General features: G+C 67.5%; 25 protein-coding genes and 1 pseudogene. 13 read left to right on the top strand and 13 right to left on the bottom strand.

Going from position 1 to position 25,535, the window contains the following annotated elements; translation table 11 throughout:
• Window positions 1-48 precede the first annotated feature (48 nt).
• The 5 genes from murJ to PA27867_RS17025 all read left to right on the top strand — a co-directional run bounded on the left by murJ (window position 49) and on the right by PA27867_RS17025 (window position 7,383).
• Window positions 49-1,620, top strand: coding sequence for a murein biosynthesis integral membrane protein MurJ (gene murJ, locus PA27867_RS17045; RefSeq protein WP_167550862.1), 1,572 nt, complete (start codon window positions 49-51; stop codon window positions 1,618-1,620).
• Window positions 1,621-1,865: 245 nt separating this feature from the next.
• Window positions 1,866-2,807, top strand: coding sequence for a carbohydrate ABC transporter permease (locus tag PA27867_RS17040; protein ID WP_084021269.1), 942 nt, complete (start codon window positions 1,866-1,868; stop codon window positions 2,805-2,807).
• Between the two features lie 4 nt (window positions 2,808-2,811).
• Entirely contained in the window at window positions 2,812-3,768 is a 957-nt protein-coding gene (locus PA27867_RS17035) for a carbohydrate ABC transporter permease (RefSeq protein WP_084021268.1), read from the top strand.
• Window positions 3,769-3,820: 52 nt separating this feature from the next.
• A complete protein-coding gene (locus PA27867_RS17030; protein WP_066598257.1) occupies window positions 3,821-5,164 on the top strand; it encodes an ABC transporter substrate-binding protein in 1,344 nt (447 codons plus the stop codon).
• A gap of 101 nt (window positions 5,165-5,265) precedes the next feature.
• Window positions 5,266-7,383, top strand: a complete 2,118-nt coding sequence (locus PA27867_RS17025) for an alpha-galactosidase (RefSeq protein ID WP_208857267.1) — start codon at window positions 5,266-5,268, stop codon at window positions 7,381-7,383.
• 28 nt (window positions 7,384-7,411) lie between these two features.
• Here the strand turns inward: PA27867_RS17025 and PA27867_RS17020 are convergent, their stop codons facing one another.
• Window positions 7,412-8,263 (bottom strand): siderophore-interacting protein, encoded by an 852-nt coding sequence (locus tag PA27867_RS17020; RefSeq protein ID WP_066598256.1) that lies wholly within the window; start codon window positions 8,261-8,263, stop codon window positions 7,412-7,414.
• A 250-nt stretch (window positions 8,264-8,513) separates the two neighbouring features.
• Here PA27867_RS17020 and PA27867_RS17015 point away from each other — a divergent pair, with 250 nt between their 5' ends.
• A complete protein-coding gene (locus tag PA27867_RS17015; protein ID WP_066598255.1) occupies window positions 8,514-8,921 on the top strand; it encodes an SRPBCC family protein in 408 nt (135 codons plus the stop codon).
• Between the two features lie 70 nt (window positions 8,922-8,991).
• On the top strand, window positions 8,992-9,540 hold the full coding sequence (locus tag PA27867_RS17010; RefSeq protein ID WP_236900754.1) for a YdeI/OmpD-associated family protein: 549 nt from the start codon (window positions 8,992-8,994) through the stop codon (window positions 9,538-9,540).
• A 37-nt stretch (window positions 9,541-9,577) separates the two neighbouring features.
• On the opposite strand, the gene PA27867_RS17005 is transcribed toward PA27867_RS17010, so the two are convergent.
• Both PA27867_RS17005 and PA27867_RS17000 read right to left on the bottom strand, forming a co-directional pair.
• The gene (locus PA27867_RS17005) at window positions 9,578-10,291 is read right to left on the bottom strand and encodes an SDR family oxidoreductase (RefSeq protein WP_066598253.1); all 714 of its coding nucleotides are present in this window, start codon (window positions 10,289-10,291) and stop codon (window positions 9,578-9,580) included.
• A gap of 46 nt (window positions 10,292-10,337) precedes the next feature.
• Window positions 10,338-11,414, bottom strand: coding sequence for an alkene reductase (locus PA27867_RS17000; protein WP_066598252.1), 1,077 nt, complete (start codon window positions 11,412-11,414; stop codon window positions 10,338-10,340).
• Between the two features lie 163 nt (window positions 11,415-11,577).
• Here PA27867_RS17000 and PA27867_RS16995 point away from each other — a divergent pair, with 163 nt between their 5' ends.
• On the top strand, window positions 11,578-12,180 hold the full coding sequence (locus PA27867_RS16995; RefSeq protein WP_066598251.1) for a TetR/AcrR family transcriptional regulator: 603 nt from the start codon (window positions 11,578-11,580) through the stop codon (window positions 12,178-12,180).
• 28 nt (window positions 12,181-12,208) lie between these two features.
• Here the strand turns inward: PA27867_RS16995 and PA27867_RS16990 are convergent, their stop codons facing one another.
• Genes PA27867_RS16990 through PA27867_RS16975 form a run of 4 tightly spaced genes read right to left on the bottom strand, consistent with a single transcriptional unit; the run spans window position 12,209 to window position 15,756 of the window.
• Complete coding sequence (locus PA27867_RS16990; RefSeq protein ID WP_066598250.1) at window positions 12,209-12,922, bottom strand: SDR family oxidoreductase; 714 nt, start codon at window positions 12,920-12,922, stop codon at window positions 12,209-12,211.
• Between the two features lie 44 nt (window positions 12,923-12,966).
• Complete coding sequence (locus PA27867_RS16985; protein ID WP_066598249.1) at window positions 12,967-13,821, bottom strand: alpha/beta fold hydrolase; 855 nt, start codon at window positions 13,819-13,821, stop codon at window positions 12,967-12,969.
• A 43-nt stretch (window positions 13,822-13,864) separates the two neighbouring features.
• Window positions 13,865-14,860 carry an NADP-dependent oxidoreductase gene (locus PA27867_RS16980; protein ID WP_066598248.1) on the bottom strand — a complete coding sequence of 332 codons (996 nt, stop codon included), beginning with the start codon at window positions 14,858-14,860 and terminating at the stop codon, window positions 13,865-13,867.
• A 50-nt stretch (window positions 14,861-14,910) separates the two neighbouring features.
• On the bottom strand, window positions 14,911-15,756 hold the full coding sequence (locus PA27867_RS16975; protein ID WP_066598247.1) for an alpha/beta fold hydrolase: 846 nt from the start codon (window positions 15,754-15,756) through the stop codon (window positions 14,911-14,913).
• Window positions 15,757-15,816: 60 nt separating this feature from the next.
• Here PA27867_RS16975 and PA27867_RS21400 point away from each other — a divergent pair.
• Window positions 15,817-15,954, top strand: a pseudogene (locus PA27867_RS21400) (TetR family transcriptional regulator); the annotation flags it as partial.
• Window positions 15,955-16,319: 365 nt separating this feature from the next.
• Window positions 16,320-16,448, top strand: coding sequence for a hypothetical protein (locus PA27867_RS21305; RefSeq protein WP_257783945.1), 129 nt, complete (start codon window positions 16,320-16,322; stop codon window positions 16,446-16,448).
• Between the two features lie 18 nt (window positions 16,449-16,466).
• On the opposite strand, the gene PA27867_RS16970 is transcribed toward PA27867_RS21305, so the two are convergent.
• Window positions 16,467-17,183, bottom strand: coding sequence for an MBL fold metallo-hydrolase (locus tag PA27867_RS16970; protein WP_066598246.1), 717 nt, complete (start codon window positions 17,181-17,183; stop codon window positions 16,467-16,469).
• Window positions 17,184-17,236: 53 nt separating this feature from the next.
• On the opposite strand from PA27867_RS16970, the gene PA27867_RS16965 reads away from it, so the two are divergent.
• Window positions 17,237-17,794, top strand: a complete 558-nt coding sequence (locus PA27867_RS16965) for a TetR/AcrR family transcriptional regulator (protein ID WP_066598245.1) — start codon at window positions 17,237-17,239, stop codon at window positions 17,792-17,794.
• Window positions 17,795-17,863: 69 nt separating this feature from the next.
• Window positions 17,864-18,403 (top strand): hypothetical protein, encoded by a 540-nt coding sequence (locus PA27867_RS16960; RefSeq protein ID WP_157109274.1) that lies wholly within the window; start codon window positions 17,864-17,866, stop codon window positions 18,401-18,403.
• Window positions 18,404-18,523: 120 nt separating this feature from the next.
• Here the strand turns inward: PA27867_RS16960 and PA27867_RS16955 are convergent, their stop codons facing one another.
• The 4 genes from PA27867_RS16955 to PA27867_RS16940 are packed head-to-tail and all read right to left on the bottom strand — an operon-like array spanning window position 18,524 to window position 23,899.
• The gene (locus PA27867_RS16955; protein WP_066598243.1) at window positions 18,524-19,435 is read right to left on the bottom strand and encodes a carbohydrate ABC transporter permease; all 912 of its coding nucleotides are present in this window, start codon (window positions 19,433-19,435) and stop codon (window positions 18,524-18,526) included.
• Window positions 19,432-20,367, bottom strand: a complete 936-nt coding sequence (locus PA27867_RS16950) for a carbohydrate ABC transporter permease (protein ID WP_084021267.1) — start codon at window positions 20,365-20,367, stop codon at window positions 19,432-19,434. The genes PA27867_RS16955 and PA27867_RS16950 overlap by 4 nt, the downstream gene beginning before the upstream one ends.
• Before the next feature lies 1 nt (window position 20,368).
• Window positions 20,369-21,685, bottom strand: a complete 1,317-nt coding sequence (locus PA27867_RS16945; protein WP_066598242.1) for an ABC transporter substrate-binding protein — start codon at window positions 21,683-21,685, stop codon at window positions 20,369-20,371.
• A 33-nt stretch (window positions 21,686-21,718) separates the two neighbouring features.
• Window positions 21,719-23,899 (bottom strand): alpha-galactosidase, encoded by a 2,181-nt coding sequence (locus PA27867_RS16940; protein WP_084021266.1) that lies wholly within the window; start codon window positions 23,897-23,899, stop codon window positions 21,719-21,721.
• 211 nt (window positions 23,900-24,110) lie between these two features.
• Between PA27867_RS16940 and PA27867_RS16935 the strand changes: the two genes are divergently transcribed.
• A complete protein-coding gene (locus PA27867_RS16935; protein WP_066598241.1) occupies window positions 24,111-25,262 on the top strand; it encodes an ROK family protein in 1,152 nt (383 codons plus the stop codon).
• A gap of 58 nt (window positions 25,263-25,320) precedes the next feature.
• Here the strand turns inward: PA27867_RS16935 and PA27867_RS16930 are convergent, their stop codons facing one another.
• Window positions 25,321-25,518: a hypothetical protein gene (locus tag PA27867_RS16930; RefSeq protein ID WP_157109273.1), complete on the bottom strand. Its 198-nt coding sequence runs from the start codon at window positions 25,516-25,518 to the stop codon at window positions 25,321-25,323.
• Between the last annotated feature and the right edge of the window lie 17 nt (window positions 25,519-25,535).

The following is a 25,535-nucleotide window of genomic DNA, read 5'->3' as shown; positions in this document are numbered from 1 at the left end:
GTCGGCGTGCCGACTCTGCCGGGCTGGTGCGGGGCATCCGCTGTGAGCGTGCGACGTTCGATCGGATCGATGATGGTCGCGACCTTCGTGTCGCGGGGCCTGGGGTTCGTGAAGACGATTCTGCTTGTCGCTGCCATCGGCGCGACGAGCGACTATGCGGGCGGCCAAGCCTTCGAGACCGCGAACACGGCCCCCACGTATCTCTTCGCGCTGATCGCCGGCGGTGTGCTCGGTGCGGTGCTCGTGCCCCAGATCGTGCGGAACCTGGACGCCGGGCCCGTCGGCCGGGAGAACACCGACCGGCTACTCACCGTGGTGCTCGTGGGCGGCGCCGCTGCCACCGTGCTGCTCACCCTCTGTGCCCCGGCCATCGTGGCGGCCTACACGGTGGGTTGGTCGGACGAGTGGCGCACCCTCGCGACCTCGATGGCCTATTGGTGCCTGCCGCAGGTGTTCTTCCTGATCGCCTTCGCCGTCTTGTCCCAGATGCTGAACGCCCGCGGCGTGTTCGGCGCCCCCGCCTGGGCGCCCGCGATCTCTAATCTGCTCGGCATCGCCGGCATTCTGGTGTTCCTGCTGGCGCTGCCGTCCGGGCTGGACGACGCCGCCTCGTGGAGCCCCCTCATGATCGCGGTGCTCGCGGGCTCCGCCACCCTCGCCATCGCGGTGCAGGCGCTGCTCCTGATCATTCCGCTGCGCCAGATCGGGTTCCGTATGCGATTCCGGTGGGGTGTCGGCGGGCTCGGCCAGATGTCGACCGTGGCCGGCTGGACACTGCTCGGCGTGGTGGCCGGCCAGGCGGCATACCTGGTCACCGCCAACGTCGCCAACAACGCGGGGCATGCCCTCAATCGGATGGAAGTGGACGGGGCCAGCCTGAATTCGCTCTCGCTCGCTTACCTCCTGGCACTGCTACCGCACGGCATCGTCACGGTGTCCCTGACCACGGCGCTCTACACCCGGATGAGCGCACTGGCCGGCCGGAACGATCTGGCGGAGACCGACAAGCACTCGTCGGTGGCGACCCGGCCGGTCGCCTACGTGTCAATCGCCGCCGCTGCCCTCTTCGTGGCCGTGGGGCCGCTGCTCACCCAGCTGATCTTCGGCAGCGCGGTCGTCGGACATGTTCTCGCGGTGCTGTCACTCGGACTGGTGGGCTTCAGCCAGGCCTACGTGCTCAACCGCACGTCCTTCGCCCTGCAGGATGCCCGGGGGCCGTTCTGCACCCAACTCGTCATCGCCGGGCTCTCCGCGGCCGGATCGGCGGCGGCCCTGCTGCTGCCCCCGGAGTCCACCGTGCTCGGCATCGCGGCGGGCATCTCCGTCGCCAACCTCGCCGGCTGGCTGACCGCCCACCTCGCGCTCCGGCGCACATTCCGGATGCGCGGCCACCTGCCCGCGCGACGACCGCACGAGGTCCTGTACTACCTGCGGCTCCTCACCGCCGCGGGCGTCAGCGCCGCGGCCGGTTCGATTCTGGTGTCCGTCGTCGGCGCCCCGGTGGGTTTTGTCGGCCGGGCGGCGCTCCTGGCCGCGGCGGCGGTCGTGGTCGCGGGTGTCTTCGTAGGTCTCACCCGGCTGCTCGGCGATCGCAGCTGGGACGGCATCCGTCGCCGGTGAGGGACTGAACGGTCGGGAAGACCGGGCTCTTCGGGGCGCCCATTCACGGGCTTGACGTCTCTCGATGTGCCCGGCCATCCACGTCACTTCATTTCGTGATTGAAAATAGTGAGGCGAAAATCACTAAATACTCCACGCGATGAGGGACGAGTGCGGCAAATGTAACGGTTTGGCCGAGTGTGTTGACGAAGTTCCTTGCAGCATGCAAGGATCTCTCTCAACAACGAAGTTATGGAGGCCGTCCCATGGTGGTGACCGCACTGAAGGAACCCGCGTCGCTCGCGACTCGGAGAACACTCAGAGTGAAGACCGGACGCAGGGACTCGCAGACGCGAGCAGCGATCCTCTTCCTCGTCCCGGCGAGCATCGGCTTCCTGGCGTTCTTCGCCTGGCCCACACTGCGCGGCCTGTACCTCAGCTTCACGGACTACAACCTGCTGCGGGCCCCCACGTTCATCGGCCTGGACAACTACATCGCGATCGCGGCCGACCCGGTGTTCTGGAACTCGCTCAAGGTGACCCTCGAGTACGTGGTCATCAACGTCGGAGTGCAGACCGTCGCGGCGCTGGCCCTGGCCGTGCTGATGCAGCGCTTCACCCGCTCGATGGTGGTGCGTGGAGTGATCATGCTGCCCTACCTGATCGCCAACGTGATTGTGGCGCTGGTCTGGTTCTGGCTGGCCGACTACAACCTCGGCCTCATCAACGCGGCCTTGGACAACTTCGGCCTCGGCAAGATCGGGTTCTTCGGCAACGAGGACCTCGCGATGGGCACCATCGCCATGGTCAACGTCTGGCGGCACCTGGGCTACACGGCCCTGCTGCTCTTCGCCGGACTTCAGGCGATCCCGCGCGACGTCTACGAGGCCGCCGAGGTCGACGGCGCCGGTGAATGGCGTGTGTTCCGCAGCGTGACCCTGCCGCTTCTGCGGCCGGTGCTCGCGTTTGTGCTCGTCGTCACGGTCGTCGGCTCGTTCCAGATCTTCGACACCATCGCCGTCACCACCGGCGGAGGCCCCATCGACGCCACTCGGGCCATCAACTACTACATCTACCAACGCGCCTTTGAGCGACTCGACTTCGGCTATGCCTCTGCCCTGGCCGTGATCCTGATGATCCTGCTCGCCGCCATCGCCCTGGTGCAGAACAAGCTGCTGCGCGCCAACGAGTCAGACCTGGAGAGATAGCACCATGGCCATCATCGCCTTCAAGACGCCCAAGCGTCCGTCCCTCTCCGCCAAGCGTGCGTCGAACGTGGAGGATGCCGCACTGGCCAAGTCCAAGGTCTCCCTGTTCTTCGGCCGGCTCGCCCTGGTCATCGTGATCCTCATCACGCTGTTCCCGATCTACTGGATGTTCCGCACTGCCTTCAGCAACAACCGGGCCATGTTCTCCGAACCGCTCAGCCTGTTGCCGGTGGACTTCACCTTCGGCCCCCTGCAGCGGGTGCTGGGCCTGGCCACAACCGAAGAGGCGCTGGCCGAGGGCGGCTCCGGCGCATCGATCAATTTCGGCCAGTACATGCTGAACTCGGTGCTGGCCTGCACCCTCATCACGGTGCTGCAGGTCACTTTCAGCTCGATGGCCGCATACTCGTTCGCCCTGCTCAATTGGAAGGGCCGCGACAAGGTCTTCGCGATCTTCCTCATCGCCCTCATGGTGCCCGGGATCTTCACCCTGCTGCCCAACTTCATCCTGGTGAAAGACCTCGGGCTGCTCAACAGCATCCTCGGCATCGCACTGCCGGCGATGTTCATGACCCCGTTCGCGATCTTCTTCCTGCGGCAATTCTTCCTGGGTGTGAACCGCAGCATCATCGAGGCGGCCGTGATCGACGGCGCCAATCACTGGCGCATCTTCAGCCGGATCGTCGTGCCACTGGCGTGGCCGCAGATCATCACCCTGGGCATCCTGCAGTTCATCCAGTACTGGAACGACTATCTCTGGCCATTCCTCGTAGGCCAGAGCGAGACCTCCAAGCTGCTCACCGTGGGCCTGGGCATCTTCAAATCTCAGACCCCGCAGGGCAACCCCGATTGGGCCGGCCTGATGGCCGGAGCCCTGGTTGCCGCCGTGCCCATCTTCATTCTGATGCTCGTCTTCGGTCGCAAGATCGTGGGCTCCATCCAGTCTTCCGGCGTCAAGTAACCGCGCCCCTCCCCATCCCGCACCAGAACCCCAAGAGAAAGAGAACACGACCATGAAGAAGAACCGACTGGCGATCCTGACCCTCGCCGCGATTCCTCTCGTCCTCACCGGATGCTCCGCGTCAGCGGGCTCCGATTCGGCCGAAGGAGTCACCCTGTCCTACGGCCTGTGGGACGCGAACCAGCTGCCCGCTTACGAGCAGTGCGCGGCGGACTTCCACGCGGCCAACCCCACCATCACCGTCGATGTGGAGCAGCTGGGCTGGGACGACTACTGGAACAAGATCAACACCGGCTTCGTCTCGGGTGAAAACTACGATGTCTTCACCGGCCACCTGGCCAACTTCCCCGAATTCATGCTCAACGAGCAGATCCTGCCGCTCGACGACTACATCAAGGCCGACGGGGTCGACCTCTCTGTCTACCAGGCCGGTCTCGCCGACCTCTGGAAGGGGTCGGACGACAAGCAGTACGGGCTGCCCAAGGACTTCGACACCGTCGCCCTGTTCTACAACAAGCAGTTCACCGACGCCGCCGGGCTCACCGCCGAGCAGCTGGGCGCCCTGGACTGGAACCCCGAAGACGGCGGCAGCTACGAGGCCGCCATCGCGCACCTCACCGTCGACACCAACGGTGTACGAGGCGACGAGGCCGGCTTCGACAAGACCAGCGTGGCGACCTACGGCCTGTGGATGGAGAACTCCGGCGGCGCCGACGGCCAGACCCAGTGGGCCTACCTGACCCACACCAACGGTTGGGACGAGACCAACGGCGCCTGGGGCGACGAGTACAACTTCGACTCCCCGGCCTTCCAGGACACCATCGACTGGTGGTACTCGCTGGTAGAGAAGGGCTACATGCCCACCTTCGAAGCGCAGACGGGTATCGGCTGGGCCGACCAGCTCGCCGCAGGCAAGGCCGCCATGGTGGGCAACGGCTCGTGGATGACCGGCGCCGTGTTCGGCTCGGCCAGCGACACCTTCACCCCGGCCATCGCCCCCACCCCCGTGGGTCCGAGTGGTGAGCGCGCTTCGATGCTCAATGGTCTGGCCGACAACATCTGGGCCGGCACCAAGCACCCGGATGAGTCCTGGGACTGGGTGAAGTACCTCGGCTCAAGCGCCTGCCAGGACGTCGTCGCCGATGCCGCCGTCGTCTTCCCCGCCATCACCACGGCGACCGACAAGGCCGTGGCGGCCTTCGCCGCCAAGGACATCGACGTGAGCCCGTTCATCATGCAGGTCGACGATAAGACCACCTTCCTCTACTCGATCACCGACCACCGCTCCGATGTGCTGGCCCTGGTGACCCCGGCGATGGAATCGATCATGTCGGGCAAGACGAAGGCCAGTTCCATGACGGCCGTGAACGAGCAGGTCAACGCGCTCTTCAAGTAACACCCGCACTATTGCGAGAGCCGATCGGCTGGGTTCCCACCAACCCAGCCGATCGGCGCACCACCCCCTGCACCTCACCTCTCGACCGCAAGGAACCAGCCGTGACCCAGTCCGTGACCCGCGCCCCCGACACCCTCATCGAACTCGTCGCCGACGGGGTGTCCCTCCGTGTCGACCTGTCCAGTGGAACGCCGGTCATCGACCACTGGGGTGCTGAACTCGGCACCGGCGAGCTGGCCGAGCTGCTGCACGACGGCGTGCCCCAGTCGAACATCGACGACCCCGAGCGTCCCGGCCTCTGGCGGGAGAACGCCCGGGGGTTCCTTGGCCGGCCGGCCGTGCTCGGACACCGGAACGGCGCCGACTGGTCGCAGTTGTTCGGCATCAGCCGGGTCGAGGCGACAGCACACAGCCTGGTCGTCGAGTCGACGGATGCCGTCGCCGGCCTCACCGTGCGCGTCAGCTTCGACCTGCAACCGGCCGGCGTGCTCCTGATCGAACAGAGCGTCACCAACGACGGTGACACCCCGTTCGACCTGACCGAGCTCACCACCTGGCTGCCGCTGCCCGATGCCGCCACCGAGACCCTCGACTTCACCGGTCGCTGGCTCAAGGAACGCCAACCGCAGCGCCGCCCGATCCAGGTGGGTACCTGGGCACGCGAGATCCGCGAGGGCCGCTCCGGCCACGACTACACGATCGTGCAACTCGCCCTCAGCGACGGGGCCGACTATCAGACCGGGTCGGTGTGGAGCACGGGCCTGCTCTGGAGCGGCAACACCCGCCACCTGGTGGAACGGCTGCCGACCGGGCAGACCTCCTTCGGCGCCGGTGAACTCCTGCTGCCGGGCGAATCCATCCTGCCGCCTGGCGCGAGCTACGTCGCCCCGACGGTCGCAGCCACCTACTCCTCCACGGGGATCGACGGCATGACCGACCGGCTGCACCGGTGGTTGCGCGCCCGTCCGCAGCATCCGGTGCGGCCGCGACCGTTGACGCTCAACGTGTGGGAGGCCGTGTACTTCGACCACGACCTGGTCAAGCTGGGCGCCCTCGTCGATGTGGCGGCCGAGGTGGGCGTTGAGAGATTCGTTCTCGACGACGGCTGGTTCCTCGGTCGTCGCAACGACTTCGCCGGGCTCGGCGACTGGGTGGTGGATACCGCCGTCTGGCCGGATGGGCTGCACCCGCTGGCCGACCGGGTGGCGGCGGCCGGGATGGAATTCGGGCTCTGGTTCGAGGGCGAGATGGTCAATGCCGATTCCGACGTCTACCGTGCCCACCCCGAGTGGATCTTCCAGGCCGGCGGGCGTGTGCCGCCGGAAGCCCGGCACCAGCAGGTGCTCGATCTCAGCCACCCGGGCGCCTATGCGCACGTGCTGGGCCAGGTCGACGCGATCCTCACGGAATACGGCATCAGCTACATCAAGTGGGACCACAACCGGGTGCTCACCGAACCCGCCCACCTCGGGGTGGCTGCGGTGCACCGCCAGACGGAAGCGATCTACCGGCTCTTCGACGAGCTCAAGCACCGCCACCCGCGGCTGGAGATCGAGTCCTGTTCCTCGGGCGGTGGCCGGGTCGATCTGGGCATGGCTCAGCACGCCGACCGGTTCTGGACCTCGGACTGCAACGACGCGCTCGAACGCCAGTACATCCAGCGGTACACCCAGTTCGCCATCCCGCCGGAACTGCTCGGCACCCACATCGGGCCGACGCACTCGCACACCACGGGGCGCACGCATGCCCTCTCGTTCCGGGCGATCACGGCACTGTTCGGGCACGCCGGCATTGAGTGGGACATTACCGAGGCCACCCCGACCGAACGCGCGGCCCTCGCATCCTGGGCCGCGTACTACAAAGACAAGCGCGCCCTGCTGCACTCGGGGCGGGTCGTGCGAGTGGAGCAGCCCGACGATACGGCGTTCGTGCACGGCGTGGTGGCGCAGAATGGCGCCGAGGCCGTGTTCGCCTATGTGCAGCTCTCGGCGCCCGGCCCCAGTAACCCGCCGCGAATCCTGCTGCCCGGGCTCGAGGCCGAGGCGGTGTATCGGGTGCGACTGGCGGAGCCGGCCGGCGCGGCGGGCACCACCCAGGCGCAGCAACCGCGCTGGTTGACCGGGCTGGAAACCACCGGGGCGGCGCTCGCGCAGATCGGTTTGCGTCCGCCGATCCTGCAACCGGAGACCGCGATCCTGATCGAACTCGAACGACTCTGAGACGCGCGAGAGCGTCAACGATGCGACGCTAGGACACCGGCAGGATCACGCCGACGGGTTCGCGTTTCTCGGCCTGGAAGCGGTCCTCGGTGCGGCCCAAGGCCCAGTAGCCCGAGAGGGAGAGTTCGGACCTGTGCACCCCGCGTCCGGCGAATACCTCGCGCAGTCCCTTCATGGCGGAGCGCTCGCCGTGGGCGAAAATCTGCGGGCGGCCGGGCAGCCAGGTGGCCGCATCCACCTCTCGCACGAGGATTGCCGGGTCGTCGCCGAACAGCCAGCGGATCTGCACCGCCGGCGGGGCTTCGAGGGGGAGGACCTCGCTGGCGTCGGGCACCTGGATGAAGGCGAGGCCAGACGCGGTGCCGGGCAACGCGGCCAGGGCCGAGGCGATGGCCGGCAGCGCCGACTGGTCGCCGGCGAACAGGTGCCAGTCGGATGCCGGATCGGGAGCGTAGCCGCCGCCGGGGGCGGAGAGGGTGAGGAGGTCGCCCGGCTGGGCGGCGTTCGCCCACGGCCCGGCCAGTCCGGTGTCGCCGTGCACGACGAAGTCGATGGTGAGCGTGCGAGCTTCCGCGTCGACGGCCCTGACGGTGTAGGTGCGGGTCACGGGCAGGTCGTCCGGGGCCAGCGTCTGGCGCAGCTCGGTGAGATCGAAGGGAGCGGTGAGGCCCAGTTCGGGCTTGGTGAAGTAGATCTTCACGTACTTGTCGGTGGAGTCGTTGGTGACGAAGTCGTCGAACTCGTCCCCGGAGAGCACGATCCGCACCAGGTGTGCGCTGAGCTGTTCGCGCCGCACGACCTGGAGGGTGATCTGCGGCCGGGCGGCCCGAGCGGGAGCGATCCGGGTGGCGGGCGTGGGTGCGGCGGTGGGGGAAGTCATCACCTTCGACACTAGGTTAGGTAACCCTCACTTGGCAATGGCGGGTGCACCACGACGGGCGGTACCGCGCCGGCGGGAGTCACACTGGCGGTCGCCGGCACCCTGTCACGCCGGTGACCAGCGGTGCGAGTTGAGCCGGTGAACGCGGGTCCACTTCGGTTACTATCTCGTCACCAGTATTCGGCGGACTGGCGTTTGTCGGTCCAGCTGGCACCTGCGCATCGACCGACTGTCAGAAGGGTTCACTCATATGACCGACTACACCGCGACGATCGACCTTCCCCAGTCGCTGGATGATTCGTTCGCTTTCATAGCCGACCCCCGCAACCTCCCCTACTACTTCCCCCGCATCACTTCGGCCGAGCTCGTGGGGCCCGAGCTGGTGCGCACGACCGCGGTCATCGATCCCAACGGTGCCGATGACGACAATGGTGAGCCGGTCACTGCCGACGCCTGGTTCCGTTCCGACCCCGCCGACCATGTCATCTCGTGGGGCTCGCCCGAGAACGACGAGTATCACGGCCGACTCAGCGCCGAAGAAAGCGACGATGTCACTCGCCTGAACCTCACCCTCACGACCTCGGCGAGCTACCCGGGAATCCAGGACAGTCTCGACGAGGCGTTGAGATCGATCGCGGCCAAGCTCGCCGACAGCTAGGTGACCGGTGGCTACCCCCGCCACAGCGCCAAGGGTGCATGCCGAGACTCGCGCTGAGTGGCGCCGGTGGTTGATCGCACACCACGAACACGAGAAAGCCGTCTGGCTGGTGTCGTGGAAGAAAGCCACGGGCAGGCCCTCGGTCAGTTACGACGATGCCGTCTCAGAGGCTTTGTGCGTGGGCTGGGTGGACAGCAAACCGCAGAAACTCGACGAGGAGCGAACGATGCTCTATTTCTCGCCCCGAAAACCGACGAGTGCCTGGTCCCGGCCGAACAAGATCCGGGTGGAGACCGGCCGTGCGGCCGGACTTATGCTGCCTGCCGGTGAAGCGGTGATCGCTCAGGCGATGAGTAGTGGCGCCTGGACGCTGCTCGATGATGTCGAGGACCTGATTGTTCCAGCGGACCTCGACGAGGCGTTCGGCGAGAAGCCTCCCGCACGGGCGAACTGGGACCGGTTTCCCCCGTCGGCCCGCCGCGGCATCCTCGAATGGATCGTCCAAGCCAAACGACCCCAAACCCGAGCCGCTCGGATCCTCGAAACCGCAGAGCGCGCCTCCCGAAACCAACGCGCAGCCCAATGGAGCAGGACCACCGCTGGCGGAGGTGCCGACTGAGTGCACCTCCGCTAGCGGTCGGGTGGTCCCGTATCGACTAGCTGGTCACCGCGACCAGCTGCGGGTAGACGGCCTCGAGCGGTGCGCTGAGCCCGGCCTTTGCCTGTACCGAGGCCTCGTCGGCGAGGACTTCGTATTCGCCGGCCTCAGTCGCGTCGAACACCCTCGCGACGAGCACCGCGGGGTCGAGCTTCGCGTCGTTCGTGTGCGCCGCCATGGCCGTGTCGACCCAGCCGACGTGAACGCCGACGACGTGTACTCCGGCCGGCGCCAGCTCGAGGCGGATGGAATTGGTCGCCGACCACAGCGCCGCCTTGGTGGCGCTGTAGATGCCGGCGACGGCATACCAGCTGAGCGCGGAGTGGATATCGATGATGGCCGCACCGGTGCGGTGCGCGAGCAGCGGCGCGTAGGCGCGGGCCAGGAACAGCGGGCCGAGGAAGTTGGTCTCCACGTTCGCGCGGATCTCCTCGTCGCTGTGCGTCAGGATGCCAGGGGTGGACGCGGAGGTTCCGGCGTTGTTGATGAGCACAGTCACGTCGGGCGCTGCGGCGATTACGGCCGCAATCGATGCCGCGTCGGTGACGTCGAGGACCAGCGGCACGATGCGCTCGTCATCCCAGTTGCGCGGGGTGCGGGCTGTCGCGTAGACCTTGGCGGCTCCGCGGGCGAGGGCTTCGTGAACGAAGTTGGTGCCGATGCCGCCGTTCGCGCCGGTGACGAGGACGACTGCTCCAGTAAGTGAGGGCATGATGGTGAACTTTCTGTTGGGGGGGTGTGGGGTGTGGGGGTGTGCGTCAGGCCGGGGTGAGAACCGGGTAGTCGGTGTAGCCGGCGGCGCCGCCGACGTAGAGCGTGGCGGGGTCCAGCTCGTTCAGCGGCGCACCGGCGCGCAGGCGTTCGACGACGTCGGGGTTCGCCAGGGCGAATCGTCCCAGTGGAGCGATGTCGGCCAGGCCGGCATCGATGTCGTCGGCGATCTGCTCGCGACCCCGTCCGTAGCGCACGACGAGGACGGCGGTCGGCCAGGCCTCCCGCAGCGAGCGCAGCAACTCGTCGTCTCCGACGTGGTGCACGTGCAGGAAGGCGAGCTGGAGCTTTGCCAGTTCGCCGACCAAGTGGTGGTACTGCAGGCGCACGGTCTCGGTGTCGCCTTCGTCGAGTCCGCCCAGCGGCATGGCCGGGGAGAGACGGATGCCGACCCGGTCCGCGCCGATCTCCTCGGCGACAGCCTGGGCGACCTCGATGGCGAATCGCGAGCGGTTCTCCACGTTGCCACCGTAGCTATCCTTGCGGTGGTTCGCGTTGGGGGAGAGGAACTGGTGGAGGAGGTAGCCGTTGGCACCATGGATCTCGACGCCGTCCGCGCCCGCGGCGATCGCCGAGGCTGCTGCATGCCGGAATTCCGCGATGGTGGACTGAATCTCCGCGACACTCAATTCGCGCGGCGTGGGGATCGGCTGCGGGCCGGTCGCAGTGAACATCTCCTGCTCGGGGTTGATGGCCGACGGTGCAACCGGCTGGCGGTGGTGCGGGGTGTTGTCAGGGTGCGAGATCCGGCCCGCGTGCATGAGCTGGATGTACAGGGCGCCGCCATTCGCGTGCACGGTGTCGGCGACCTTGCGCCAGCCGGCGATGTGCTGCTCGGTGTAGATGCCGGGGGTACCGAAGTAGCCCTGGCCATCGTCAGAGGGCTGGGTGCCCTCCGTGATGATCAGTCCGAGCGATGCGCGCTGGCCGTAGTACTCGGCAACGAGATCGCCTGGCGTGCCGTCAGTCTCCGCGCGATTTCGGGTCATCGGTGCCAGAGCGAGCCGATGTGGCAGTTCAAGGCGTCCGAGGGTGAAGGGCTGCCAGAGGGAGGGTGCGGTCATGGAGATGGGTCCTTACGTGGTCGATATGAGTCGTCACTGTCGTGCCGTCGAGGGCCAGGGGCCTTCGACCGGCGTGGGAGAATGAGCTGAGGCACATTCGAGCACGCACTGTAGTGACTTCACTCATAACTGATCATGGTCATTAAATATTTCCGGAGGAGCTATGACCGTCCAATCCCGGCCGCTCGGCCGTCGTGAGCGCAACAAGCTCGACAAGCTCGCGCGTATCACTGCCGCGGCGGGGGAGCTCTTCGCGGAGCGCGGCGTTGAGGACGTGACCACGCAGGAGGTCGCCGACCGAGCCGATATCGGCACCGGAACGCTCTTCCTGTATGCGAAGACGAAGGGCGAGCTGCTCCTGCTCGTGCAGAACTCGGCCTACGCGGGGGCGTTGGAGCAGGGCCGAGCCGATGCCGCGGCCGCCGACGGCGTTCTCGCCGGCGTTTTGGCCGTCGTCCGCCCCGTCGTCGAATGCAACCGCAAGCAGGTTGAGAACGGTCGTACCTACCTCCGCGAGATCGTCTTCGGCGATCCGGAGGAACAGCACCACCGCGAAGCCCTCACGCTCACGGGACAAACCGAACAACTCGTCGCCGAGGTCATCGCGCGCGATACGCGCGTCGCGCCCGCCACGGCGGCGACGCTGGCCCACGTCGTTTCGGCCATCATGTTCATCAGCATGGCCGCCACGGTGAACGCCGGGCGAGCGGTCGACGAGATCGTCGACGAGATCGCCGAGCAGGTCAGAGCGATCCTTCCGGGCTGACGCCCGGGCCGGGTCAACGACGCGGCAGCTAGTGCAGGGTGCCGCTCAGTTCGGGGTACAGCACGCCGATCGGGGCGGCAAGGCCCGCCTTGACCTGGGCCGTCAGGTCGTCGGCGATGACCTCGAAGGCGTCGTTCTCGACACCGTCGAGCACGGCGTCCACCAGCTCTGCCGGCTGTAACTTGGGTCCGTCGCTGTGGGCGGCCATGACGGTATCCACATAGCCCACGTGCACTCCGGTGACGAGGACGCCGCGGGGTGCGAGTTCCAGTCGGAGGGAGTTGGTCGCCGACCAGAGCGCGGCCTTCGACGCACTGTAGGGGCCTCCCCACGCGAGCCAGCTCGCGACCGAGTGCATGTCGATCAGTACGGCATTCTCGGCGGCGCTGAGGATCGGGGCAAACGCCCGCGCCACGAGCACTGGGGCGAAGAAGTTGATCTCCATCACCTTTCGCAGGTCCTCCTCGGTGACGTCCAGCATGCTGGCGGTCGGCGGGAGGCCACCGGCGTTGTTGATCAATACCGTGACATCCCCGGCAGCCGCGACCGCCGCCGCGATCGAGCCGGAATCGGTGACGTCCAGGGTCAGCGGAACGATGCGCTTGTCATTCCACTCGTGCGGCGCGCGCGCGGATGCGTACACCTTGGCGGCCCCGCGAGCGAGGGCGGCGTGCACAAACGCGCCGCCGATGCCCCCGTTCGCGCCAGTAACGAGGACGACAGCGTTGTTCAAGGACGGCATGGTGCCAACTCTCTCAGGTGGGGGAGGGATGGGGAGCGGGAGGGCTACGGGGCCAGGAACTTCACCGCCACGGGGGCGAAGTTCTCGTGGAACTGGAAGATGCCACCGTGGCCGGAATCGGGGTAGATGATCAGCTCGGAGCCGGCGATGCGCCTGTGGAGGTCGTTCGAGAGCACCGAGGGCACCATCCGGTCGTTGTCTCCGTTGGCGATGAGGGTCGGCTGGGTGATCACCGACAGATCGGAGGGGGCTGAGCGGCCGAAGCGTTGAATGGCCTTCAACTGGGTTCGGAAGGCCGTGAGCGTGATGTTTTTGTCGCGGTCGACGGTGCGTTCCTTCAGGCGATTGATGAACGCCGTGCCGGCGCGCTTGCCGGTGGTGTTGCGGTTGAAGAAGAGGAACTCTTTCGGGTCCGACCGGGTGAGGGTCGCGCGGACCAGATCCCAGCAGGTGGTGCCGACGACCTTGTCCATGCCGGTGCCGCCGCGGGGGCCGGTGCCGGTGAGCACCAGCTTCCGCACCATGTCGGGATGCTTGACGACGAAGTCCTGCACGATCATCCCGCCCATGGAGAAGGAGAAGATGTCGATCAGGGAGTACCCGAGGGCCGTCACGAATGTGTAGGCCTGATCGGCGGCCTGGTCCAGCTGGCGGGGGAACGTTCCGGTGGAGGCGCCGACGCCGGGCTGGTCAAAGGTGATCACGTGCCGGGTCGCTGCGATCGGGTCGATGATCCGCGGATCCCAATTGTCCAGGGTGGCGGCGAGGTGCACGAAGAACACCACCGGGATGCCGCCCTTCTGGCCGAGCTCCCGGTAGGCGTAGGTGATACCGCCCACGGTGATGGTCTTGGTAGGCGCTTTCGCGTACGAGGTGATGACGGGTTCGGCGGTGCCCATGAGGGGTCTCCTTGTTGTGGGTTTTTTGCGCGTGAGGGGCTGATTATGGGTTGGTGATGACGAGCTTGCCCCGGAAGCCGCCTCGCACAACGGCCTCGAGGGCTGCGGGGGTGTGGCTGAAGGGGTAGGTCTTCCCGACGATCGGGCGGACGATACCGGCGTCGACCAGGGCGGTGATTTCCCGTAACTGCTCGCCGCTGGCACGCATGAAGAGGAACTCATAGCTGACGCCGAGCTTCTTCGCCTGCCGACGCACCTTGCTGCTGAGGGCAGTGATCGCCAGGCGCAAAACCGGGTTCAGTCCGGCCGCGCGGGCGAAATCGGGGTCGGGAGGACCGGAGATTCCGATGGCCTTGCCGCCGGGAGCCAGGATGCGCAGGGATTTCTCGAGGTTCGTGCCGCCCACGCTGTCGAGCACAAAGTCGTAGCCGGAGAGCTCCTGTTCGAAGTCCTGGGTGCGGTAGTCGATGACGGTGTCGGCGCCGAGCTCGCGCAGGAAGTCGGCGTTGGATCCGCTGGCGGTGGTCGCGACATAGGCGCCGAGATGCTTGGCCAGCTGGATCGCGATGGAGCCGACCCCGCCGGAACCGGCGTGAATGAGCACTTTTTGTCCGGGCTGAACGTTGCCGCGCTCGACGAGCGCCTGCCACGCGGTCAACGCGACGAGGGGGAGCGAGGCGGCTTCCTCGGCGCTGATGGTATCGGGCGCTGGGGCAAGGTCGGACTCGGCAATGGCGATTCGTTCGGAAAAGGTGCCGATGCGACCGTCGCGGACGCGGCCGTAGACGGCGTCGCCCGGCGTGAAGCCGCGCACCCGGGACCCCACTTTGAGCACCGTTCCCGCAATGTCATGGCCGAGAGTCAGGGGCATCTTGTAGGGGAGGATCTGTTTGAATTCGCCGGTGCGAATCTTGTCGTCCAACAGGTTGAGGCCCGCGGCGAGCATCTGAACCAGGACATCCTCGTCGCCCACTGCGGGTTCAGAGACGTCCGCTTCGTGTAGCGGGCCGGTGTACGTGTCGAAGATGAATGATCGCACGGGGTGATGCTCCTTTGAAACGGGATGACGAGGTCGGGGGGAGGGGGGTATCAGCGGTACAAGAAGTCGCGGGTGGCAGCGACGAAGGCGTCATGGTTCTGGAAGACGACCCCGTGGCCGGAATCCGGGAAGACCGTGACGGTCGCGCCGGGCACAAGGCGGGCGAGGGTATGGGCGTTGGCCGGGGGCACCATCCGGTCGCTGTCGCCATGCACGATCAGAGCCGGACCGGGTGCGGAGAATGTCGCGGACGGCGCCGCGCCCCATTCCTTCACCGCGGTCAGCTGCGCCCGGTACGCGCCCGGCGTGACGCGAGCGTCCCGGTCGGTGGTGCGCTCGGCGAGCCTGTCGAGGTAGTCGTGGGCAGCTTTCCTGCCGGTCCGCGTGCGGGTGAAGAACAGTAGGGTCTTCGGGTCGGTGAATGTCAGGGCCGCGCGCAGGACGGAGCGGACCATGACCCCGGTCATTCGAGTCAGCCCGGGCCCGCCCGCTGGGCCCGCTCCGGCGAGGATGAGCCGGTCGACGAGGTCGGGCGCCTGCGTGACCAGCGCCTGGGCGACCATCCCGCCCATCGAGAGGCCGAAGAGGTCAACGCGGGTGAATCCGAGCGCGCGGACGACCGCGATCATGTCGGCCGCCATGTCGTCGATCGAGCTGCGGATGGCGCCGGTGGAGTCGCCGACTCCGCGATAGTCCACCGCGATGACGCGGCGGTCCCTGGCGAGGCCGTCGATGACGAGGGGGTCCCAGCCGTCGAGGTTCGCGCCCAGGTGGGTCAGCATGACCAGCGGGAGTTCGTCGTCGGGGCCGTACGACCGGTACGCGAAGACCGCGCCGCCGGCGGCGACGGCGCTCGTCGGCACATCCCGATACAGGGTCGCCCGTTTCGACGCCATGATGTCTCCTGCCCGTGCGCTATTTCCGACTAGGCTCAATTATGAGTGTCATCATAAACAATGTCAAGAAAGGAGAACATGCCCCTCGGGCGCCGTGAGCGCGCAAAGCGTGACAAGCGTGAACGCATCCTGAATGCGGCACGCGAACTGTTCGACCAACACGGCGTTGGGGCAGTCACGACACAGCAGATCGCCGACCGGGCGGACGTCGCGATCGGAACGCTGTTCCTGTATGCCTCGACGAAGTCGGGACTGTTGATCATGGTTCAGAACGACAAATTCGCCGCCGCCATCGAGGAGGGTCTGGTCGCGATCGCCGCGGATCCGTCGGGCGCCGCGGATGTTTTGGAATCAGTCATGGCCGTAATCCGACCTGTGGTCGTCTGTGCCAGAGAGCGGATCGACAACGGTCGGACCTACCTGCACGAACTCGTCTTCGGTGACCCCGCCGAACCGAACCGTCGAGAAGGTCTGGCACGCGCGGCCGGGCTCGAGGAGGGTGTCGCACATGCCCTCGCTCGGGACGGCGCGCTCGAAATGCCGCTGCGGCCACGTTGGCGCGCGTGGTCAGTGCGATCATCCACATCAGTGTCACTGCCATCGTCTACCTGGAATGGAACGACAATGCCGTGCTCGCTGATATCCGTGACCAGATCCGCACCGTCCTGGCGCCCATCCCAACCGGGGCCTGACTCGCTCCGGCTTGGTCGTCAGGCGTGCGCCGCCTTCTCGACCGCGGCGACCGCTGCGGCGACCCCGCCGTTCCACGGGGCGCCGTGGCCGGGCAGCACCCAGGTTGCACCGGTGGGCAGCAGAGCCCGGAGCGAGGCGATCGCCTGGTCCGGTTCGTCGGTGAACGGCGCCGGCTGTGGGCCCATCTGGCCGGTGAGCACGTGACGGGTGGTGAGTCCGTCGCCGACGAAAACGGCGTCGGCGACCGGAACGTGGATCGCGATGCTGCCGGCCGAGTGCCCGGGCAGCGCGATGATCCGGGGTGCGCCGGGCAGGTCGAGAGTCTCGCCGTCGTGCGCGAGGGCGACCTCGGTTAGGTAGGTCGCGCGTATGCCGCCCTTGCGGAGGGAGTAGCCGACGAAGCCCAAGAGGGGGCCGAGTTTCATCGACTGCTTGGCGTTGGCCGGCTTCTTACCGCCCTTCGCGCGGTCGGCGTCACCGGGGTGCACGAAGACGGGCACGCCGTGATCGCGGCGCAGGCGTTCGGCGAAGCCGACATGATCGCCGTCACCGTGGGTGAGGATCACGCCCTTCACGTCGGCGAGGGTGCGGCCCATGGAGGCGAGTTCGGTGAGTAGTTCGCGCCAGAGACCGGGCAGCCCGGCGTCGATGACGGTCACTCCCTCGTCGGTGTCGACGAGGTAGACGGCGACGATGTCGTTGCCGATGCGGTGGAGGTGAGGTCCGAGTTTCATGATGGCTATGCTACATAGCCATCATGGCTATCGTCAATAGCTATACTCGAATCATGCCCACTCCAGACCGGACTTCTCTCGACGCCATCGTGCTCGCCGCTGCTGACCTGCTCGAGCAGAGCGGGCTCGCGGGGGTGACCATGCAGGCCGTCGCCCAGCGCGTCGGTGTGCGGGCGCCGTCGCTGTACAAGAGAGTGCCCAGCCGGGAACGGCTGATCCAGCTGGTCGCGGAGACCACCATCACCGAGCTCGCCGGCCGGCTGGATGCCGCCGTCGGGCCGGTCGAGCTGGCCAACGCGCTGCGCGCGATCGGTCACGAGCGACCGGCCGCTTTTCAGCTGATCATGACGCCCGGGCCCGGCGTGCCCGCGGTCGGCGACGAATTCGTGCGGGCGGCGAGTGCGGCCATCCTGCGTGTGGCCGATGAACTGGCGGGCGAGGAACATGCCCTCGAGGCGGCCCGCACCTTGACCGCGTGGGCGGCCGGCTTCATCACCATGGAGCTGAACGGCGGCTTCAATCTCGGCGGCAACGTCGAGACCGCCTGGCAATACGGGGTCGAGCGGATCGTCGCGGCGATCACGGCCACGCGGGAGGCGCCGGTCGGCTGAGTGAGCCGTTCCGCGGACAGGCCTAGACGCCGGTCGGGGGTCGGGGCACAGTTCGTAGCAAAGCTGCCGATGCGCGGCAGGGGATGGATGCGAGTGGATGCGGATGCGACGGGCCGCTGGTCGACCGCGAGCCTGCGCCGGCGGTTCATCAGCCCGGAGCTGATCTCCGGGTCGGTGCTCGTCTGCGTCGTGATCGCAGTGGCGGACGAGGGCGGCGGCATCCTGGATGTCTTCGCGATCACGCTTCTCAGCGTGCTGGTGTTCTGGGCGACCGAGGTCTTCGCCTACACGGTCGCCGCGCAACGCAAGCGGCCGGACGCCGAGACCGTGCGGGTGGCGGCGTCGGTGCGCGGCGCGCTGGTCGAATCCGAGGGGCTGCTGCTGGCCGGGGTGCTGCCGTTGGTGTTCCTGCTGCTGGGCCTGTTCGGGGTGCACGAGGGCGAGGTGGCCTACTGGACGGCGCTGTGGGTGGAGGTAGGGCTGCTCGCCGTGGTGGGCTGGATCGCCTTCGGCGGAACCGGAGTCACCTGGTACTGGCGGGTGTGCGGCGCACTGGCCACCGCGGCGCTGGGACTGCTGGCCGTGCTGCTGAAGATCCTGGTGCATTAGCTTGCCTCGCAGGCCCGCCCAGGCCCAGGCAACCTGCCGGGCGACGTCCTGCATCGAGCGCGATTCGTGGTCGGCGCGTCGACGCAGGGCGTCGGCCTCGGTCAGGCCAGGAGGAGCCGGCTACTTCACCGAGCCGCGGGTGACCCCGCTCACCACCCACTTCTGCGCGATCACGTAGACGATCAGCAGCGGCGCCAAGGCCATCAGGTAGGACGCGAACGCCACCGGGTAGTTGGTGTTGAACTGGCCCTGGAAGATGAACTGCGCCAACGGCAGGGTCTGTGCCGACGGGTCGGAGAGCACCACCAGCGGCAGCAGGAAGTCGTTCCACGCCCAGACGCAGGTGAGGATGCCGACCGTGGCGTTCATAGGGGAGAGCAGCGGGAAGATCACCTTCCAGAACACGCCCCAGGTGCTCGCGCCGTCCAGCCGCGCCGCCTCCTCGAGCTCCACCGGAATGGAGTTGATGTAGGCGACGAAGATGAAGATGTTGAACGAGAGCCCGTAGACCGTGTACAGCAGGATCAGGCCCACCGGGGTGTCCAGGCCGAGCAGTGCGGTCTCCTTGACCACCGGGAGCATGATGATCGGGAACGGCACGAAGATCGCCGCGAGGAAGTAGAAGTACAGCCCCTTGAAGAACTTCTTGTGCATGTTGCGGGCGATCGCGTAGGCGACCAGCGAGTTGGTGAGCAGGGTGAGGAACACCGCGCCCACCGTGATCAGGGCCGTGTTCATCAGCGCCCGGGGGAAGTTCGTCAGCTGGTAGGCATCCGCGAAGTTCTCCCAGCGGATACTGGTGGGCAGCTCGAACCCGGTGCCGCCGAGCTGGTCGGGCGTCTTGAGCGCCGTGACCACGGTGAAGTACAGCGGGATCAGAACCGTGAGGGAGCACACCGCGATGAGAGCGGTGAGCCACCAGTTGGTGCCGCCGTTGCCGCCGTCGAGCCGCCGGCGGGTACGCGGGGCGCGGGTGGGCGCATCCGGACTCTCGGGCAGTGGGGCCGTGGTGCTGGTGAGTGTGTCGGTCATGAGAAGCTCGCCTCCCGGCGCTGCAGGATGCGCAGCTGGAGAAATGAAACGATGATGATGACGAAGAGGTACACGACGGCGTTGGCCATCTGGTAGCCGTATTCGCCGCCCTGGAAGCCGCCTCGGAAGATGACCAGGGCGATGGATTCGGTGGACGTGCCCGGGCCTCCCGCGGTGAGGGCCACGATCTGGTCGAAGACCTGCAGGAACGACTTGAACGACAGCACCATGTTGATGGTGAAGTACGCGCCGATCAGCGGGAAGGTGATCGACCGGAACCGGCGCCAGCCGCTCGCACCGTCGATGGCGGCGGCCTCGTAGAGGTCGGCGGAGATCGTCTGCAGCCCGGCCAGGTAGAGGATGACGTTGAACGCCGCCGCCTGCCAGACCGTTGTGATGACGATGCCGATCCAGGCGAAGTCGGGGCTGGCCAGCAGGTTGCCCGACAGGCCAGGCAGGCCCAGCGCCGTGAAGATCGTCGGGAACGAGTTGGCGAACAGGTAGTTGAACACGTAGCCGATGATCAGGATCGCGAGCACGTAGGGGATGAAGAACACCCCGCGGAACGCCGCCTGGAACTTGATCTTGGAGTTGAGGCCCAGCGCGATCGCCAACGCGATCACGTTCACCAGCACGGTCGACACGATGGCGAAGCCGAAGGTGAACCCGTAGGAGTTGAGCACCCGGTCGTCCTGGAACAGGTTGATGTAGTTGGAGAAGCCGACCAGGTCCCAGGTGCCGTAGCCGGCGTAGTTGGTGAGGCTGAAGAACATGCCGGAGAGCACCGGAATGGTGTGCAGGCCGAAGAAGATCACGACGGCCGGCACGACCATCCAGTAGAAGGTGCGGGGCGTGCGGGCGATATTCGACCGGGTGCGTGCCGGTTTGGGTGCTGCGGCGGGCTTCTCTGCCCGCGAGATCGTGTCGGTCATCTCACTTGCCCTGTCTCTGTGTCGTGGTGCGGGCGGCGACCTTGCTCCACTCGGAGTCGAGATCCTCGAGGAAGGCCTCGGTGTTCCCGGTGATCACGAGCGACTGCAGCATGTTGACCAGCGGCACCGCCGCGGGGATCTGGTGGTCGATGAAGCCGATGATCTTGCCCGCACTGAAGTACGGTTCGAGGCCGGCCAGGGCGGGGTCGCTGTTGGGCGTGGCGTCCGCCAGCGGCGAGAAGGTGCTCTGCGCCTCGGAGTACGCGGTGACGACGTCGGGCGACATGAGGTAGTCGACGAACTTCTGCGCCTCGACGGGGTGCGGGGTGTTGCGGCCGATGGCGATGCCCACGTCGACGCCGGAGACCACGACGCGGGAATCGGCGTCGTCGGTGACCGGGTACGGGAAGGAGCCGATGGCGGCGTCCGGGTTGTTGGCTCGGATGGCCGGGATCGCATAGGAGCCCTGCAGGTACATGGCCGACTCACCGTCGGCGAAGGCCTTGTTTCCGGAGTTGTAGTCGCGGCTGGCGAAGTTGTCCTGGCAGTAGCTGAACAGCTCCACCTCCTTGGCGGCGGCATCCGCGAAGTCGTTCTCGAACGACACGGCACCACCGGAGACCTCGGAGCCCTCGGCGCGGAGGGCGTCGAAGAAGCCGTCCGGCATGAGGGTGCCGCCCAGGTTGACGAAGGCGGGCGAGGCGGTCCAGGCGTCCTTGAGGGTGCAGAAGAACGGGGTGACCCCGTTGGCCTGGAAAGTATCGGCGGCCGCGATCAGCTCGGACCAGGTCGTGGGCACGTCCACGCCGTTGGCGGCGAAGATCTCGGGGTTGTAGAGGATGCCGCTGGCGTTGCTGGCGAACGGCAGCGCGTTCACTTCGTCGGCGCCGTCGGCGGAGCAGGTGCCGAGTGCTTGCACGATGTCCTGCACGGCGGGGTTCACGGTTGTGGTGACCTGCTCGTCGGCGAGGTCGGCGAAGATGCAGGCGCGGGCCAGCTCGCCGTAGTTGCCGTTGGCGTTCAGCGTGAGCACATCGGGCACCTTGTCCTTGACGAGCAGGGTGCGGATGGCGGTGTCCGGGTCGGGCACCGAGTTCTGGATGACCCGGATGCCCGGGTTCTGGGCCTCGAAGTCCTTGATGATCGCCGTGAAGTTGCCCACGGCCTCCGGCTTGAACTGGAAGAAGTTCAGCGTGACCTGACCGTCGTCGCCGGCGGAGCATCCGCTCAGAGCGGCGAGGGTGGCCGCGGCGGCCAGCACAGCTGTGGCGCGGCGGAGCCGGCGACGTCTCGGATGGGTGGAACTGGGGGACTGCATGGCGCCTCCTTGCGCTAGATCCGCTAAAAGACTTTAGGCGGACGTGATCTCAAAGACCGCGAGATGTTCGGGAAAAAGAACCGGGCCCTGCAGCCCGATCGTGCCGAGCGCCCGGCCGGAGATCGTGAGCGGCCGTTGACTCCAGGCCAGCGGCGACTGGCCGTTGCCGGTGCCGGTGGACTCGAGGGCGAGAGGCCGCACGGTGTATTGGCGGTCGTCGTCGAGGCCCGGGAAGCGGAGAGTGCCGACCGGGTAGAAGGTGCTCGCGGCCACCTGGGTGAACACGAACAGGGCGCGGCTGCGGTCTGCCGCGACAACGCCACGCAGGTCGACGGCCGGGTCGGGGTGGTCGGCGTGCACGCTGGTGCCGGTGTGGAGCAGGTCGCGGTTGGCCTTGTACAGGGCGATCCAGCCGGCCAGCTCGGTGTACTCGGCGTCGGAGAGGGCGGCGATGTCCCACTCGATGCCGAGGTGGCCGAGAAGGGCCACGCCGGCCCGCAGCGAGAGCTCGTGGCGGCGGCCGGTGGAGTGCGAGACGGGGCCGCTGATGTGGGCGCCCATCAGCTCGTAGGGAACCAGCAGACCCGTGTACTTCTGGATGGTGAGGCGCTCGATGGGGTCGATGCAGTCGCTGGTCCAGATGCGGTCGGTGTGGTCGAGGATGCCCAGGTCGACGCGGGCGCCGCCCGAGGCGCAGCTCTCGATCTCCAGTCCGGGGTGCCGGGCCTTGAGCTCGTCGAGCAGCGTGTAGAGCGCTGTCACGTTGTCGTGCACGGCGGCAGTGCCGGTCAGCGTGCTGCCCGCGTCGATGAGATCCCGGTTGTGGTCCCACTTGAGGTAGCCGATCGGGTATTCCACCAGCAGTGCGTCGAGACGGTCGAGCAGGTAGGCATACGCGCCCGGGTGTGAGAGATCGAGTACCTGCTGCTGGCGGCCCTCCACGGGGAGCCGTCCGGCGGCCTGAAGCATCCAGTCGGGGTGCGCGCGGGCCAGGTCGGATTCGGGGTTGACCATTTCGGGTTCGACCCAGAGGCCGAACTGCATGCCGAGGCCGGTGACGGTGTCGATGAGCGGGCCGAGGCCGTCCGGCCAGACGTCGGTGTCGACGACCCAGTCGCCCAGGCCGCTGGTGTCGTCGCGGCGCCCGTGGAACCAGCCGTCGTCCAGTACGTACCGTTCCACACCCACTCGGGCGGCGGCTTCCGCCAGGGTCGTGAGCCGGGCGAGGTCGTGATCGAAGTACACGGCCTCCCAGGTGTTCAGGGTGACCGGGCGCGGGGCCGCCGGGTGTGTGGGGCGGGCCCGCAGACGAGTGTGGATGCGTGCCGAGAGCTCCGTGAGTCCCTCGCCCCAGGACGCGATCACGGTCGGGGTGCTGTAACTCGCACCAGGAGCGAGCCGGATCTCGCCGGCGGCGAGGAGCTCGCCGGCTTGCAGGAAGCTGGAGCCGGTGATGAGCTTCTCGGCGGCGAGGCGGTGGTTGCCGCTCCAGGCGAGGTGCACGGCGTGCACGAGACCGCGCTCGAAGCCGAAGCCGGGAGTGCCGGCGGCCAGCAGCAGGGTTGCATCCGCGCCGGGGCGGCCCTTGCGGCTGTCCCGCTGGTGTCGGCCGATGGTGAACCCGTGCCGCTGCGGGGTGCGCTCGCGCAGGTGCCGGCCGGTGGTGTCGAGGATCTCGGTCGCCGTGGCCGGGAGGGGCAGTGTGACGCAGAGATCGGCGAGGTCGTAGTGGTCCTCACCGGTGTTGGTGAGCGTGAGCCCGGAGCCGAGCACGCCGGCGTCGTCGACGGTCAGGTCGATGCGGAGGATGAGCCCGCTGACGGCGTCGGCGGCGTGCACGGTGAGGGTGCTGCGGGTGTGCTGGATGGCGGTGGTGAGCAATGCCGGCGAGAAGAAGCGTCCGGCGCGGCTGCCGGTGAGGCCGGGGGTGCCCTGCCAGCCCGTGGACTCCTGGGGCAGCAGGCTGAGGCGCGCCGGGATGTCGAGGCCGCCGGACACCCGCTGGGGCTGGGCGGCCAACACGATGGCGTCGAGCTCCGTGGAGTCAGGTGAACCGAGGTCGGCGCCCCAGTGCACGATCACCGGGAGGGCGGGGCCGCTCGTGTCGACGAGAACACTGGTTCCGCCGTTACGGAGATGGATGACGGCCGGTTCGTTGGTGGCGCCGGCTTCGTCGGCGGGATGGCGATCAACGACGGCGTGGTGCTGGGACATGCATATATTTCTATATTGCAAGTAAAGCAAAGTCAAGTTTGGTTTCACTGTGACAAATCGAGCTGATTTAGGGCCGGAACGGCATCATTTTGTTGCGTTATGAATATAAACCGGAGGGCAGGGACCGGTATCCTGATCGTACTCACCAGCTTCTGTGTCAACGGCGCCGGGGCGCCGGTGCCGGCACTGTCCGATCGAAAGTTGCCCACCCATGTCATCCGTCGAGGCCGCCGAGCGCCGCTACCGCGCACCGTCCAGTGAGCTGGCCCGGGAGGTTCTCATCCACGGGCCGATTCTGCGCAGTGTGCTCGCCCAGCGGTTGGGCCTGTCCTTGGCCACCCTCACCCGGCTGGCCCGCCCTCTTCTCGACGGCGGTCTGTTCGTGGAGGTGACCGAAGAGCTCGACGGCGCCATGGGCCGACCGGCCAAGCCGCTCGACGTGCGCGCCGACGCGCGGCAGTTCCTCGGGGTCAAGCTCACCGGCGACACCGCTGTCGCGGTCACGACCGACCTCCGCGCCGCCGAGGGGCGCCGGGCCGAACGCCCGCTGCCGAGTCACGAGCTTGACGATGTCGTGGCGGTGATCGTGGAGCTGGCCGGAGAGCTCGCGAACGAGCAGGAGTTCACGGCCATCGGCATCAGCGTAGGCGGACAGGTCTCCGACAACCGGGTGATCGACCGGGCGCCCTTCCTCGGCTGGCGCGGGGTGCCGCTGGCGGACGCCGTCGAGGCGCGGCTCGGCGTGCCGGTCATGGTGGAGAACGATGTGGTGGCCCTCGCCGCCGCGGAGCACTGGTTCGGACTGGGCCGCGGTTTCTCCAACTTCGCGGTGCTCACCGTGGGCGCCGGCGTGGGCTACGGGCTCGTCATGCACGACCAGGTGGTCAGCACCTCGGAGGCCGGGCTCGGCCTGGGTGGTCACTTCCCGCTCGACCCCACCGGGCCGCTCTGCTTCCTGGGGCACCGGGGCTGCTCAACGGCGATGCTCACCATCCCGAGCATCCGGGCGCAGGTGGAGGTGGCCCTGGGGCATCCGGTGAGCTATGCCGAGGTGCTCGAGATGGCCGCCGCCGGCCAGCCGGTGGCCCTCGCGGTGCTGCGCGCCGCGGGCAACGCCCTCGGGCGGCTCATCGCGGCGGTCGCCAACCTCGCGATGGTCGAGCACGTGGTGCTCGCGGGTGAGGGTCTGGGTTTCCTCGACGTCGTGCGGGGCGAGATGGATGCCGCGATTCTCGCCGACCGCGACCCGGAGGCCGCCCGGGTGGACGTGCTGCTCGACCCCAGTGGCTTCATCTCCTGGGCTCAGGGCGCAGCGGCCGTCGCCATCCAGCGCACCGTAGACACCCTCGCCGCCGGCGGCTGACCTGCCCACCGGTGTTTGACTCACAGGTCGCGAGAGGTGTTTCGCGGGCTCGGCGGTGTCAGCGCTTGCGGGAGCTCCGACCGGATGCGCTGCGGGACGCACGAGGCGGGGTGGTGCGGGCGCGGGCCCGACGGGCATCCGCCGCTCGCAGCCGCTCGGGGTCGCCGTTGCCGCCGCCCACCCAGTAGAGAACGAACTGGGCGGCCTCGGTGAGGGCCGCGGTGCATCGGTGGCTGACTCGCACAAGGAGATTCATGCGGCCACCCTAGCGGT

It is taken from the genome of Cryobacterium arcticum (assembly GCF_001679725.1).
In the GTDB taxonomy this organism is placed as follows: domain Bacteria; phylum Actinomycetota; class Actinomycetes; order Actinomycetales; family Microbacteriaceae; genus Cryobacterium; species Cryobacterium arcticum_A.
This window is presented reverse-complemented; position numbering and strand designations above follow the sequence as displayed.